12 protein-coding genes and 1 pseudogene are annotated in these 12,383 nt (G+C 62.1%); 3 read left to right on the top strand and 10 right to left on the bottom strand.

Features of this window, described 5'->3' with window-relative positions; all coding sequences use genetic code 11:
- Positions 1-590: pseudogene (locus EOB49_RS37345) on the top strand (MmgE/PrpD family protein); the annotation flags it as partial.
- 427 nt (positions 591-1,017) lie between these two features.
- Here EOB49_RS37345 and EOB49_RS04160 read toward each other — a convergent pair.
- The 8 genes from EOB49_RS04160 to EOB49_RS04125 form a co-directional block, all read right to left on the bottom strand.
- Complete coding sequence (locus EOB49_RS04160; RefSeq protein WP_127318289.1) at positions 1,018-1,350, bottom strand: hypothetical protein; 333 nt, start codon at positions 1,348-1,350, stop codon at positions 1,018-1,020.
- Between the two features lie 79 nt (positions 1,351-1,429).
- A complete protein-coding gene (locus tag EOB49_RS04155; RefSeq protein ID WP_127318291.1) occupies positions 1,430-2,545 on the bottom strand; it encodes a substrate-binding domain-containing protein in 1,116 nt (371 codons plus the stop codon).
- 74 nt (positions 2,546-2,619) lie between these two features.
- Positions 2,620-3,555: an SMP-30/gluconolactonase/LRE family protein gene (locus EOB49_RS04150; RefSeq protein WP_127318293.1), complete on the bottom strand. Its 936-nt coding sequence runs from the start codon at positions 3,553-3,555 to the stop codon at positions 2,620-2,622.
- 28 nt (positions 3,556-3,583) lie between these two features.
- Positions 3,584-4,639, bottom strand: a complete 1,056-nt coding sequence (locus EOB49_RS04145) for an ABC transporter permease (protein WP_127318295.1) — start codon at positions 4,637-4,639, stop codon at positions 3,584-3,586.
- A 20-nt stretch (positions 4,640-4,659) separates the two neighbouring features.
- The gene (locus tag EOB49_RS04140; protein WP_127380223.1) at positions 4,660-6,156 is read right to left on the bottom strand and encodes a sugar ABC transporter ATP-binding protein; all 1,497 of its coding nucleotides are present in this window, start codon (positions 6,154-6,156) and stop codon (positions 4,660-4,662) included.
- 79 nt (positions 6,157-6,235) lie between these two features.
- Positions 6,236-7,120, bottom strand: a complete 885-nt coding sequence (locus EOB49_RS04135) for an NAD(P)-dependent oxidoreductase (protein WP_127323217.1) — start codon at positions 7,118-7,120, stop codon at positions 6,236-6,238.
- A gap of 1 nt (position 7,121) precedes the next feature.
- The gene (locus EOB49_RS04130; protein WP_245463607.1) at positions 7,122-7,697 is read right to left on the bottom strand and encodes a gluconokinase; all 576 of its coding nucleotides are present in this window, start codon (positions 7,695-7,697) and stop codon (positions 7,122-7,124) included.
- Positions 7,666-8,433 carry an SDR family oxidoreductase gene (locus EOB49_RS04125; protein ID WP_127323172.1) on the bottom strand — a complete coding sequence of 256 codons (768 nt, stop codon included), beginning with the start codon at positions 8,431-8,433 and terminating at the stop codon, positions 7,666-7,668. Before EOB49_RS04125 ends, EOB49_RS04130 begins: the two co-directional genes overlap by 32 nt.
- A 129-nt stretch (positions 8,434-8,562) precedes the next feature.
- Between EOB49_RS04125 and EOB49_RS04120 the strand changes: the two genes are divergently transcribed.
- Together EOB49_RS04120 and EOB49_RS04115 are read left to right on the top strand one after the other, a co-directional pair.
- Positions 8,563-9,498 (top strand): 2-hydroxyacid dehydrogenase, encoded by a 936-nt coding sequence (locus EOB49_RS04120; RefSeq protein ID WP_127380222.1) that lies wholly within the window; start codon positions 8,563-8,565, stop codon positions 9,496-9,498.
- 14 nt (positions 9,499-9,512) lie between these two features.
- The gene (locus EOB49_RS04115; RefSeq protein WP_127321853.1) at positions 9,513-10,544 is read left to right on the top strand and encodes an L-idonate 5-dehydrogenase; all 1,032 of its coding nucleotides are present in this window, start codon (positions 9,513-9,515) and stop codon (positions 10,542-10,544) included.
- Positions 10,545-10,575: 31 nt separating this feature from the next.
- Here EOB49_RS04115 and EOB49_RS04110 read toward each other — a convergent pair whose 3' ends face one another.
- Both EOB49_RS04110 and EOB49_RS04105 read right to left on the bottom strand, forming a co-directional pair.
- Complete coding sequence (locus tag EOB49_RS04110; RefSeq protein ID WP_127321852.1) at positions 10,576-10,995, bottom strand: heme-binding protein; 420 nt, start codon at positions 10,993-10,995, stop codon at positions 10,576-10,578.
- A 36-nt stretch (positions 10,996-11,031) separates the two neighbouring features.
- The gene (locus tag EOB49_RS04105) at positions 11,032-12,075 is read right to left on the bottom strand and encodes a LacI family DNA-binding transcriptional regulator (RefSeq protein WP_127321851.1); all 1,044 of its coding nucleotides are present in this window, start codon (positions 12,073-12,075) and stop codon (positions 11,032-11,034) included.
- Between the last annotated feature and the right edge of the window lie 308 nt (positions 12,076-12,383).

Raw genomic sequence — 12,383 nt, 5'->3', positions numbered from 1 at the left:
GGGCAACCGAGGAGACCTCCTTCAAATGGCACGCAGCCTGCCGGCACACTCATCCGGCCGCCGACGCGCTGCAGTCTCTCATGCGCCGCGAAGGGCTCGGTCCGGACGACATCACCGACGTGGTGACCCATGTCCATCAGGGAGCCATCGATGTCCTGGGCGCGGTGGTCACTCCGCAAACCGTCCACCAGGCGAAGTTCTCCATGGGCACGGTTTTGGGGCTGATCGCCGTTCACGGCGTCGCTGACCTCGATGCTTTCGAACACCATGCACTTGCCGACACCCGCGTCGCCCGTTTCCGCGCGAAGGTGCGGATGGAACTCGACGCCGAGATCGACACCCTTTATCCCAAGCAGTGGGTCGGCAAGGTGAGCGTCACGACGGTTGACGGCCGCAAATTCAATGCCCGCGTCGACGAGCCCAAGGGAGATCCCGGCAACACCCTTTCGAAACAGGAACTGGAAGCCAAGGCTGTACGCCTCGCCGAATTCCGAGGCGGCGCCACCGCTGACGAGATGCGTCGCTGCATAGCCCGTGTCTGGAGGCTCGGTCAGCCCGGGAGCACGGCGCACATATTTGCTGAGAGTTAGCCCGCTATCGCGCCGAAGGACTGCACCCGCCCGAAACGGATGGAACGAGCGCATTGCGGGCAGTTCGATTCCTTTCGCGCCGCCCCGTGTTGTAAGGCAGTTTGATCGGCAGTCCTCGGGAGCCCATCATAAATCAATGAATTCAACGAGATCGACGGAGATTCGCCAACCTGATTTGGCTAACCGCGGCAAATAAAACACGATAACTTATTGATAAACAACGATAATGGTGAGCCCAAAGAACGTGGCGAGAACGTTGATTTACTAACTTTTTCGTGTGCAAAAATCAGAGATCTTTCCGCATCGTTCCGAATGGTTCCGCGGCCAATGGGCGACGTCTTATCCGCAGGTTCAAATCATGGACACGCAACCGATACCGGCATTCGCCGATCACAGCAATTAAGAGCGTTGCCTATCAAGAACCCAATCAGACCGTTGCGTACTCATTTGCCTCGAAAACATGGTGATGCACACGGCCGGTGAACATCTTCAGTAATTCACCGGTGATGTCCCTACTTTGAAATCTTACGTCGGATTGGAGCGCCCGGTTGCAGGTGTCCATGTCGGGATAGCGAATGGCGAGCGCCATCGCGTAGCTGGGCGCACCTTCGTCGCGCGCCGTGCCGTCGAGAACGCGCACCTCCTCGGCTCCGGGAAACTGCGTCCAAAGCGGCACCAGCCGCTCCCTGACGAAGCGCCGGAACTCGCTCTCGCGTCCAACGTGAATCTCACCTTCGAAGAGGGCATAGCGGATGATCATGGCGATAGGTCCTTATGTTTTGCGTACGAGGGGCCGGCAGAGCGGGCGCGTCGCGTGATGCACCCGCTCTGGTGGAAGCCTACTTGCCCCAGATCTTCCTGTATGCGTCCTGGTAGCCATTGTCAGGGTCGAACGCGTTCTTCGGGCCGCCGTCGAACTCGACATTGTCGGCCGTCACCACGTGCAGCGGCGACAAATAGCCAGACCATTTTTCACCGGCGATGGCGCGGTTCAGCTCGTCGACCAGTTGCCAGCCCTGCAAGTTGAGCGGTTCGGCGACCGTCACCTTCTGGAACTGGCCAGCGCGAATGCGCTGATAGGCCGATTCCGACCCGTCGCCGGCGGCGACATTGATCGGCGCGTCGGTGCCGGCCTTGCCGGCCGCGGCCAATGACGGTCCCATGAAGTCGAAATAGAGGTCGTTGATCGCCAGCGAATGCGTCCAGGCATCGCCGTATTTCTGCAGCAGCGAGGTGGTGAGCTGCGGCATGCGTTGCGAGGTCTCGGCGATCGGCGTGTCGACATATTCGAGCACCTTGCCGCCCAGCCGCTCGATCTCGGCCTTCATCTTGTCGGCCTTGGCGATGGCGATCGCGTAGGTCGAGTCGGTGAAGATGACGACGCCGGGTTTGCCCTTGGCGTCGGCATAGGCCCAGTCGGCCGCTGCCGTGGAGACCTGCATGGCGTCGGTCGAGACGTTGGCGAAGACGCCGCTTTTTTCGTCAGGCCCGATTACCGGCCCGGCATGCCAGGAAACCAGCGGTATGCCGGCGGCCTTTGCCTGTTCCAGCGCCGGCGCCTGCTCGATGGCGTCGAAACCGTTGATGACGATGCCATTCGGCTTCAGCGCCATCGCCTGGCCGAAGGCGGCGGTGCGGCCACCGATGGAGCCAGCGCCGTCGATCACCTTGACCTCCCAACCGATCGCCTTTGCCGCTTCCTCGACGCCGGTGGTGACACCCAGAATGCCTCCGTTCTTGAGATCGCCGGCGAGCACGACGATGGTCTTGCCCGGCTGCGCCTTCGGACCGCTGGTCGGGCCGTCCCAGGCCGTGACCTTCTGGGCATATTTTTCGACGACCACCGTGGCGTCGGCCATTGCATCTGCCCGTGCTTGGCCGGCGAACAGGGCCGGGTTGGCGATTGTGATGGCCATCAAAGCGACGGATGATTTTAAAAATGTTCTGCGTTGCACGTTGGTACCTCCCTTGGTTTCAAAAATTGGCCTTCCGGAACTCGACTTCCGCAGGGTTTTGCATGGGCGCCAGGTCACTGGCTGATTTGCCCAGCCACCGGGGCCAAACCGGCTGGGTGCGCGTTGACATAGATGGAATAAAGCGACGTCTGGGCAGTGATGTAGAGGCGGTTGCGCTTCGGACCCCCGAAGCACAAATTGGAGACGATTTCGGGAACCAGGATACGCCCGATCAGCGTCCCATCCGGCGCGTAGACCCGAACCGCATCGGCGCTGGAGGCCCAGATGTTGCCGTCGCGATCGACGCGGAACCCGTCGAAGAAACCTGCCTCGCATCCGGCCAAGGTGCCACGCGGGCGTAGCGAGTAGCCGTCTTCGGCAACATCATAGGCCTTGATCGCACGCGGCAGGCCCTGGACATGGCTTGCGCCGGTATCCGATACGTAGAGGATGGTCTCGTCTGGCGAAAAGGCCAGCCCGTTCGGCTGCACCAGATCGGTGATGACGACACCCACCTCGCCGGCTGTTTCGTCGAACCGGTAGACATGGGACCCGCCGATCTCCGGTCGGGCAATCATGCCTTCATAGTGGCTGTCGATGCCGTAGACCGGGTCGGTGAACCAGATCGTCCCATCGGATTTGACCACCACATCGTTCGGTGAATTGAACCGCTTGCCGTCGATGACTTCGACAAGCGACTGCCATTGCCCATCATGCTCAAGCCGGGAGATCCGTCGACCGCGATGCTCGCAAGCGACGACGCGGCCCTCGCGATCGAGCGTGTGGCCGTTCTGGTTGTTGCAATGGGTTTCGAAGACACTGACTGAGCCATCGGTTTCGTCGTAACGCAGCAACCGGTCGTTCGGGATATCCGACCACAGCAGATGCCTTGCCGCCGGAACATAGACCGGTCCTTCCGCCCAGCGGCTTCCGGTCCATAACCGTTCGAGCTTGGCATGCCCGATCGTCAGCTTTCGGAACCGTTCGTCCAGAATTTCGTAGTCGCTCATTCCATTATTCCCGGATGGGTTCGGCTGGTCACTTCGAGGGCTGCGTTGCGGTCTTGGTCCTGGCCCTATGTGCCGCACCGCGCTTGCGTTGGGCGTAACCGGCAATGCCGATGGCGACGAGCAGCGTCACGCCGTTGAACAGCGGTTCGACGAAGAACGAGCCGCCGAACTGCTGGATGCCGGAAATGCCGACCGCCAAGATGACGACGCCGGTCATCGTGCCCCAGACATTGACACGCCCTGGCTTGATCGTGGTCGAGCCGAGAAAGGCGCCGACGAGCGCCGGCAGAAGATACTCCAGCCCGACGCTGGCTTGGCCGATGCGCAGCTTGGAAGCGAGCAGCACACCTGTCAGCGCCGTCAGGAAGCCCGAGGAGATGAAGGCGCCGATGACGAAGCGGCGCACCGGAATGCCGTTCAGCGCCGCAGCCTTCGGATTGGCGCCGATGGCATACACGTAGCGGCCGATCGGCAGATATTCGAGGATGATCCACAGTGCTGCGGCGATCGCCAGCACATAGAGTCCGGTGATGGGCAGCCCGAACACCATCGTGCCATTGAGAGCGTAAAAGCCGTTGGGCAGCACGCCGACCACTTGCCGGCCGCCGGTGTGCCAAAGCGCCAGCGCATAGAGCACGGTGCCGGTGCCCAGCGTGGCGATGAAAGAGTCGATGCGGGCAACTTCGACCAGCAGTCCGTTGAGGAAGCCGGTCGCAGCGCCGAGAAGCAACACGATGATCACCGCCAGCGGCCAGGGAACGCCGAACATGGTCTGCAGACTGATGGCGAGGATGTGCCACAGCACGATGCCGTAGCCGACAGTGAGGTCGATGCGGCCAGACGCCATCGGGATCATTGCCGCCAGCGACAACAGCGCGATGATTGCCTTGTCGGAGATGATCGAGCGCAAATTGAGCAGGGTCGGAAAGGTGTTTGGCAGCAGGAGCGAAAACAGAAGGATCAGCAGCGCGGTCAGGATCACCAGCCCGTAGACCGGCAGTAGGCGGATGATTTTCTGCCCCAACGACAAGCCTGCCATTTCGCCACGGGTCGGTTCGAGTGCGCTGGATTCGATTGATTGCATAAGGTTCGCTCCCAGAAAAATCAGGCGGCTTCGGAAGCCGATGCCGCGGTGATGACGGCGGATGTGGTGAGGTCGTCGCCAGTGAGTTCGCGCACGATCTGTCCACGCGAAAACACCAAGGCGCGATGGCAGATATGGGCGATCTCCTCGAAGTCGGTCGACACCACGACGACGGCGAGGCCGGCTTCAAGTGCGCGGCCGATCAGCCGGTAGATCTCGGCCTTGGCGCCGACGTCGACGCCGGCGGTGGGGTCTTCGGCGATCAGCAGCTTTCGGGCGGTGTGCAGCCAGCGACCGACGATCACTTTCTGCTGGTTGCCGCCGGACAGGGCTTCGATCGGCAGGCTCGGGTCGTTGGGGCGCAACCCGACGGAACTGCCGATCGCCTGTGCGAGCGCCGCTTCCTTGAAAGGCGACAGGAAGTGGAAAAGCCCACGCTTGCCGGCGCCGGGATTGAGGAAACTGTTCTCACGGATTGACAAGGAGCCAGCGATTGATTCCTCGGTCCGGTCGCGTGCGATAAGGCCGACGCCGGCCGACATCGCCGCGATCGGGCTCGACAGGTCGGGCACAACGCCATTGATCGTCACCGAGCCGGAAAAAACCTGACACCCGAACAGCGTGCGACCAACCAGTTCCTGCCCGGCGCCGCGCAGGCCGACTAGGCCGAGCAGTTCACCCTTGCGCACGTCGAAAGAGACAGGGCCGGCGCCGGCGCAGACCAGGTCACGGACCGTGCACACCGTTTCGCCGGCCTGCGTCTGAGCCTTGCTGAAAACCTGGTCCACCGGGCGACCAACGATCATCTCGACAAGTTCGTCCGGGCTGGTATCGGCGACCCTTTTCTGGCCGACCAGCTTGCCGTCGCGCAGCACGGCGACCCGGTCGGCGATGCGGAAGATCTCGTCAAGTCGATGCGAGACGTAGATCATGCCGACGCCGCGTTGCTTGAGCGGACGGATAGCGTCGAACAGCCGCTCGACCTCGTCAGCGGGAAGACTGGCTGTCGGCTCGTCGAGCACCAGCACATCGGCCTCGGTGGCCAGGGCGCGGGCGATGGCGACCAGCGACTTTTCGGTGCGCGTCAGATCCTGAACACGTGTCGTCGGATCGAAATCACAGCCGACCAGCTTGAGCGCCTCATGCGCCCTCGCCTCGGTCGATCGCCAGTCGATGATCCCCGAGCGGAGCGAAAAGCCTTGGGCCAACCCGACGTTTTCGCCAACTGTCATCCATTCGATAAGACCGAGATCCTGGTGAATGAAGGCGACGGACTGGCGTTGGTTCGGGAGCGGCGGGCGGCGATGATAGGGCTCACCGCGAAACAGGATTTGGCCGCCATCCGGCCGGTAAATGCCGGCGAGCGTCTTGATCAGTGTCGACTTGCCAGCACCGTTTTCACCAAGCAGCGCCAGGATCTCGCCCTTGTGCAGACCGAGCGACACGTCGGAGAGCGCGCGGGTGCCGCCGAATTCCTTGGTAATCGACTTGAACTCGATCAATTTTTCCTCAGACACAAGCGTTCCTCCCAAGATCGCAAAAATGATGTTATCGATAACATTTCTGAGCGTCAAGCGACAAATCAGGCCTCGTCGCTTAGCTGGTCTTGCCGTCGAGCAGACGCATCATCTCGGCCGAATCCTTCGGTCCGAGGCCTGCGGCGCAAAGCAGGCGGTGGATCTCGACCACCTGCCCGGTCATCGGCATCGGCGTCTTGGTCTTCAGCGCGAAGGCCTGGAGCGAATCCAGATCCTTCAGCATGTTGTCGATGCGCCCGGTAGGCGAGAAATCGCGCGTGGCGAATTTCGCCATGAACTCCTGCATGATGCTGGAATCGGCGCGCCCTCCTTTCAGCGCAGCTGGAATTGCCCTCGGATCGACGCCGCCGGCTTCGGCGAGCTTCACGGCTTCGGCGACGGCCTGGAACAGCACCGCACAGAAAAGCTGGTTGATCAGCTTAGTGGTCTGCCCTGCCCCGCTCGGCCCCATCAGCGTGTAGTTGGCGCAGAGATGCCGCATCACCGTACGCGCGTGTTCAAAGTCTGCCGCCTCGCCGCCCGCCATGACGGTCAGCCGGCCTGCCAGCGCGCCGGGAACCCCGCCCGAAAGCGGGCAGTCGAGCCATTTCATGCCGGTCTCGGCCACCAATTTCTTCGCCATTTGTTTGGTATCGGCGGGGTCGATCGACGACATGTCGATCAGCAGTTTTTCGGGCGACGCCGCCGCCGCGACACCGCTATCGCCAAACACCACGGCACGCACGATGTCGGTATGGTTGAGGCTGAGGATGACGAAGTCGCTGGCGCGCGTCGCCTCGGCAATCGACGCGGCGGCGACAGCGCCCTTCGCGACCAGGGCGGCGACCTTGGCCTTGTCCAGATCGAACACGGTGACCGCCAGCTTTGCCTTGATCAGGCGGGTGGCTATCGCCGACCCCATGATGCCGGCGCCGACAACGGTGATTTGTGCTGCTTCTGTCATGTCAACGTGCCTCTCTCTTTGTCCAGGCAGCGGGTGCGACACTGAGAGTGCCCAGCCCCTCCAAAGCCGCGTCGACTATGTTGTCGACCGGAGCGTTGATATCCACCGTGACCACCAGCTTCTCACCATCCGGATTCTCCAGCGCAGCGAATTGGCTATCGAGCAGCGCCGGCGGAAAGAAATGGCCGCTGCGCTCGGCGAGTCTGGCTTGCAGCAGCGCGCGCGACCCCTCCAAGAATATGAAAACCGCCGACCCGCCCACCGCATGGCGAAGCCGATCACGGTAGGATTCCTTCAGCGCTGAGCAGCTTACGACAAGCCCACGGCCCTCCTCGTTCGCCTGGCGCAAGGTTGCACCCACCAGATCCAGCCACGGCCAGCGATCGTCGTCGGCGAGCGGGATGCCGGCCGACATCTTGTCGACATTGCCGGGCGGATGCAGCGTGTCGCCTTCGATGAAGGCGAGGCCGAGCCGCTCCGCAATCTCGACTCCGATTCTGGTCTTGCCGCAGCCGCTGACACCCATCACGACGATGAGTGCGGGCTCAAAGACAGGTCGTGATGCCGCCGTCGACATAGAGCGTGTGTCCGTTGACAAAGGATGAGGCCGGTCCGGCCAGGAAGACCGCCGCGCCGATCAGTTCGCCGACATCGCCCCAGCGTCCGGCCGGCGTGCGGTTGGTCAGCCATGTCGAAAATTCGGGATTGTCGACCAGCGCCTGGTTGAGCGGCGTCTTGAAATAGCCCGGCGCGATGGAATTGATCTGCAGGCCATGCTTGGCCCAGTCGGCGCACATGCCGCGCGTTAGATTGCGCACCGCGCCCTTCGTGGCGGTATAGGGCGCGATGTTCGTGCGGGCCAACTCGCTTTGTACCGAGGCGATGTTGATGATCTTGCCGCACTTGCGCGCAATCATGTGCCGCGCCACCGCCTGCCCGACGAAAAACACGCTGGAGATGTTGGTGCGCAGCAGCTCGTCCCATTTGTCCGCAGGGAAGTCCTCGAGCGGCATACGAAACTGCATGCCGGCATTGTTGATCAAAATGTCGATGGCGCCGATCGTCGCCTCGATCTTGGCGACGCCTTTGACGACCGCAGCGTGATCGGTCACGTCGAAGACCGCCACGCGAGCCTTGTATCCCCGGGCCACCAGCGCATCGGCAGCGGCCGCGACTTTTTCAGCGTTGCGCCCGTTCAGCACGATTTCGGCGCCGTGCTGCGCCAGCCCCTCTGCCAGCGCCAAGCCAATCCCCTGACCCGAGCCGGTGACCAGCGCCCGCATGCCGGTCAAATCGAACAACGAATTGCTCATGCGCTCCTCCTGAGGACTGTCCCCTGAAGCGGATACGATTTCCACCGCGCCGCCGCCAGTGCCTATTGACATGAATGTTATCGATAACATAGTCAATGGGAAAAATGAACTTGCTGAGGAGACGACGCCATGACCGACATATTGATGACGGGTCCTTATCCGGATTGGGATATGGGAGACCTTGAGGCTAGATATCGCGTTCACAAGCTCTGGCAGGCGGAGGACAAGGACGCGCTGATCGCAAGCCACGCCGGCGCGATTCGTGGCATCGCAACGCGCGGCGAGCTTGGTGCAAGTGCGGTGCTGATGGCGAAACTGCCGAAGCTTGAAATCGTCTCCTGCTATGGCGTCGGCACCGACGCCATCGACCTGGCCTACGCTAGGGCGAACGGCATCCGCGTCACCAACACGCCTGACGTGCTGACCGAGGACGTGGCCGATATCGGCGTCGGGCTGCTGCTGGCAGTGGCGCGCAAGATTCCGCTGGCCGACACCTACGTCCGCGATGGCAGCTGGCGCAAGGCCAACATGCCGCTAGTGACGCGCGTTTGCGGGAAAAGACTGGGCATTGTCGGCATGGGCCGCGTCGGCGCGGCGGTGGCCAGGCGCGCCGCCGCCTTCGACTGCGCTGTCGCCTATTTTGACGTGCGCAAGCGCGATGAATTGCCCTACGCCTTCGTTAGCGATCTGGTCGAACTGGCACGACAGAGTGAATTCATGATCGTGACGCTCGCCGGCGGCGACAGCACGAAGCACATCATCAATGCGGATGTTCTGGCTGCACTCGGACCTGACGGCATCGTCATAAACATTTCGCGCGGCAGCACGGTCGACGAGACCGCGTTGCTCGCGGCCCTGGAATCCAGTGCCATCAAGGGCGCCGGGCTAGACGTGTTCTGGAACGAGCCAACGATCGACGAGCGCTTCCTGAAGCTTTCCAATGTCGTGCTGCAACCGCACCACGCCAGCGGCACGGTGGAGACCCGAAAGGCCATGGGTCAGCTCGTCCGCGACAATCTTGCCGCCCATTTCGGCGGACAGACTTTGCTGACACCGGTCGTCTGAGAGAGGATCCCATCATGAACTCGATCGTCATCCACGCGGCAAAAGACCTGCGGATCGAGGAGACCGACCCGGGCTCCCTTGGCGCCGGACAGGTCGAGATCGCGGTCGAAGCCGGTGGCATCTGCGGTTCGGACTTGCATTATTATAACCATGGCGGCTTCGGTGCGATCCGCCTTCGCGAGCCCATGATCCTTGGCCACGAGGTTGCCGGTACAGTCAAAGCCATAGGCGGTGGCGTTTCCGCTCTCGCTATCGGCGACCGCGTCGCCATCTCGCCTAGCCGGCCCTGCAATGCCTGCCGCTATTGCTTGCAAAGCATGCAGAACCAGTGCCTCAACATGCGCTTCTACGGCAGCGCCATGCCGATGCCGCATATACAAGGGGCGTTCCGCCAGCGCCTGATCGCAGAGGCGTGGCAATGTCACAAAGTCGCCGACCATGTCTCCATCAACGAAGCCGCTTTTGCGGAGCCCTTCGCGGTTACGCTACATGCCATGAACCGCGCCGGCTCGCTGCTCGGCAAACGCATTCTGGTCACCGGCTGCGGGCCGATCGGCGCGCTTTGCATCCTTGCCGCGCGAGCCCACGGCGCGCGCGAAATCGTCGCCACCGATGTCATGGAGGGCGTGCTGACAAAGGCTGAGGAGATCGGCGCCGATCGTACGATTAATGTCGCGACCAATGGCGAAAAGCTAGCCGCCTATAATGTCGACAAGGGTAGTTTCGATGTGATGTTCGAGGCCTCCGGCAACGAGCGCGCCGTGCGTGCTGGGCTCGATGTGCTCAAGCCGCGCGGCGTGCTCATGCAGCTCGGTCTCGGCGGCGATCTGTCGATCCCGCAGAACCTCATCGTCGCCAAGGAGATCGAGATGCGCGGTACTTTCCGTTTCCACGAAGAGTTCGCACTCGCCGTCGATCTGATCAACCAGCGCCGGGTGGATGTCAGACCGCTGCTGACCGGCATCTATCCCCTCGACGAGGCGGTTGCGGCCTTCGAGATCGCCGGTGACCGCAACAAATCCATGAAGGTCCAGATCGCGTTCTGAAGTTCTTTCGGTTGCGTCGGGGGCACATGCCTTAGACCACGTCGGCGCCGATCGCCGTGAGCGCGGCGCGTGCAACGTCGAAATCCTGCTCACCGGTTCCCGAACCGACACCGATGCCGCCCGCCAGGCGGCCACCGAAGCGGATCGGCAGGCCGCCAGGCAAATTGGTCACGGCGCCCTGTGAGGCTATCCCGGCGGAGAGTGCCGCTTCGAACACCATGTCGCCGGTGGCTGCGTTGATCGACGCCGCCGTGCGCGCCTTTGCCTGCGCCGTGCGCAGGCTCAGGAACCGTGCGCCGTCCATACGCAGGCTGGCGAGAGTCTCGCCGCTTGCATCGACTACCACAAGGCATTGCGGCACGCCCATCATGTCGGCGCGTGCGACTCCGGCAGCCACAGCTGCCAACGCACCGTTATGAGTGAGGCTGATGGTCTCTCGAAACATCACAATAGGAACTGCCTTTCACTTGGAATCTTCTGCAGGAGCTCAGGTGCTTTCGCGCTCGACGACGCGACAACCGGTCAGGATGATTTCCTGTTCGTGCTTCTTCTCGCCGCCGCGGATGATCTGGATAAGCCTGCGGGCAGCCTGTCGCCCGATGCCAAAGCAGTCCACGTTCACGGTGGTGATGCCGGGATGGCAGAAGGCGGCAACCTCATAGTCGCCAAAACCGGCAATGGCGATGTCCTGCGGGACCCGCAGTCCACGACGCTTGCATTCCATCAGCGCACCAAAGGCCGAGAGATCGGAAACGCAGAGCACGGCCTCGGTGTCCGGCCAGCGTTCCAGCATGCTGACAATCGCCTGGCCACCTTGTTCGATGGAGATCGGAGGCACGCCGAAGGAGACGAGCCGGCCGGTCGGCAGGCCGAGTTCCTCGATCGCTCGGACGAAGCCTTCGCGTCGTTGGCTGCCGCGCGTGTCGCGCGAGGTCGTGCCACCGATGTAACCGAATTTTCGGTAGCCTTTCCTGGCCAGCGTCTTGACGAGAAGCCCCATCGCCTCTTCGTTGGAGAATCCGACAACCTGGTCGATGGGTTTCGCCGGCAACTCCCAGGTTTCGACTACCGGGATGCCGGCGCCTTTCAGTAGCCGGCGGGCGCGCTCCGTATGGGCACCGCCGGTCAGAATGATGCCTTCCGGCCGTCGACGGAGCATCGCTTCGATCAGCTTTTCCTCCTTCTCGACCGTGTAGTCGGTGTAGCCGAGCAGAAGCTGGAGCCCCGTGCTCTCCAGTTCATCCGTGATGCCGCGCGCCGTGTCAGCGAAGTTGGAATTGTTGAGCGACGGAACCATCGCAGCAACAAATCCTGTCTTGCGCGAGGAAAGGCTGCCAGCAGATTGGTCGAGCACGTAGCCGAGGTCGTTGACCGCGACCATGATCTTCTCCCGAGTGGCCTTGGACACTCGGCTGCCTTCCTTCAAGGCGCGTGACACCGTCATGGTCGACACACCTGCCCGCAGCGCCACGTCGACCATCGTCGGCGTGTGGCTTTCGCCAGGCCTTGATGCGGCTGCCTTGGCCATCATGCCGCTCCACCGGCCGGCTGCGGTCTGCCCAGGGGAAACCCTGGACGCTCGGGCACACGATCTCTGCGGCGTCCGGCATCGCTCATGAACCACCCATTGGAATCAACTTCACGTAAGACATGTTATCGATACCAAATTAACAAGACAACAGCCACATACGAGGCCCAATTGTGTCGTGGTCATGAGCACTCGGTTTGGGCCGCGGTCACCTTTTGATCTACTATCAGGTCTTCCGCGCCGTCTTGGTGCCTGGGTGGATCCCGTAAAAGACCCAGAGAGTTCGAGTCCAAACGCAAAAACAAAACGAA

The sequence above is a fragment of the Mesorhizobium sp. M7A.F.Ca.MR.148.00.0.0 genome (assembly GCF_003997735.1).
Classification (GTDB): domain Bacteria; phylum Pseudomonadota; class Alphaproteobacteria; order Rhizobiales; family Rhizobiaceae; genus Mesorhizobium.
The sequence above is the reverse complement of the archived record's forward strand: the minus strand, read 5'-3'. Positions and strand labels throughout refer to the sequence as shown.

Bases quoted from the DNA above. Each gene is read 5' to 3' on its own strand.
- EOB49_RS04150 (WP_127318293.1), bottom strand. From the start codon at position 3,555: ATGAGCGACTACGAAATTCTGGACGAACGGTTCCGAAAGCTGACGATC.
- EOB49_RS04135 (WP_127323217.1), bottom strand. From the start codon at position 7,120: ATGACAGAAGCAGCACAAATCACCGTTGTCGGCGCCGGCATCATGGGG.
- EOB49_RS04105 (WP_127321851.1), bottom strand. From the start codon at position 12,075: ATGATGGCCAAGGCAGCCGCATCAAGGCCTGGCGAAAGCCACACGCCG.
- EOB49_RS04160 (WP_127318289.1), bottom strand. From the start codon at position 1,350: ATGATCATCCGCTATGCCCTCTTCGAAGGTGAGATTCACGTTGGACGC.
- EOB49_RS04125 (WP_127323172.1), bottom strand. From the start codon at position 8,433: ATGAGCAATTCGTTGTTCGATTTGACCGGCATGCGGGCGCTGGTCACC.
- EOB49_RS04130 (WP_245463607.1), bottom strand. From the start codon at position 7,697: ATGTCGACGGCGGCATCACGACCTGTCTTTGAGCCCGCACTCATCGTC.
- EOB49_RS04145 (WP_127318295.1), bottom strand. From the start codon at position 4,639: ATGCAATCAATCGAATCCAGCGCACTCGAACCGACCCGTGGCGAAATG.
- EOB49_RS04120 (WP_127380222.1), top strand. From the start codon at position 8,563: ATGACCGACATATTGATGACGGGTCCTTATCCGGATTGGGATATGGGA.
- EOB49_RS04115 (WP_127321853.1), top strand. From the start codon at position 9,513: ATGAACTCGATCGTCATCCACGCGGCAAAAGACCTGCGGATCGAGGAG.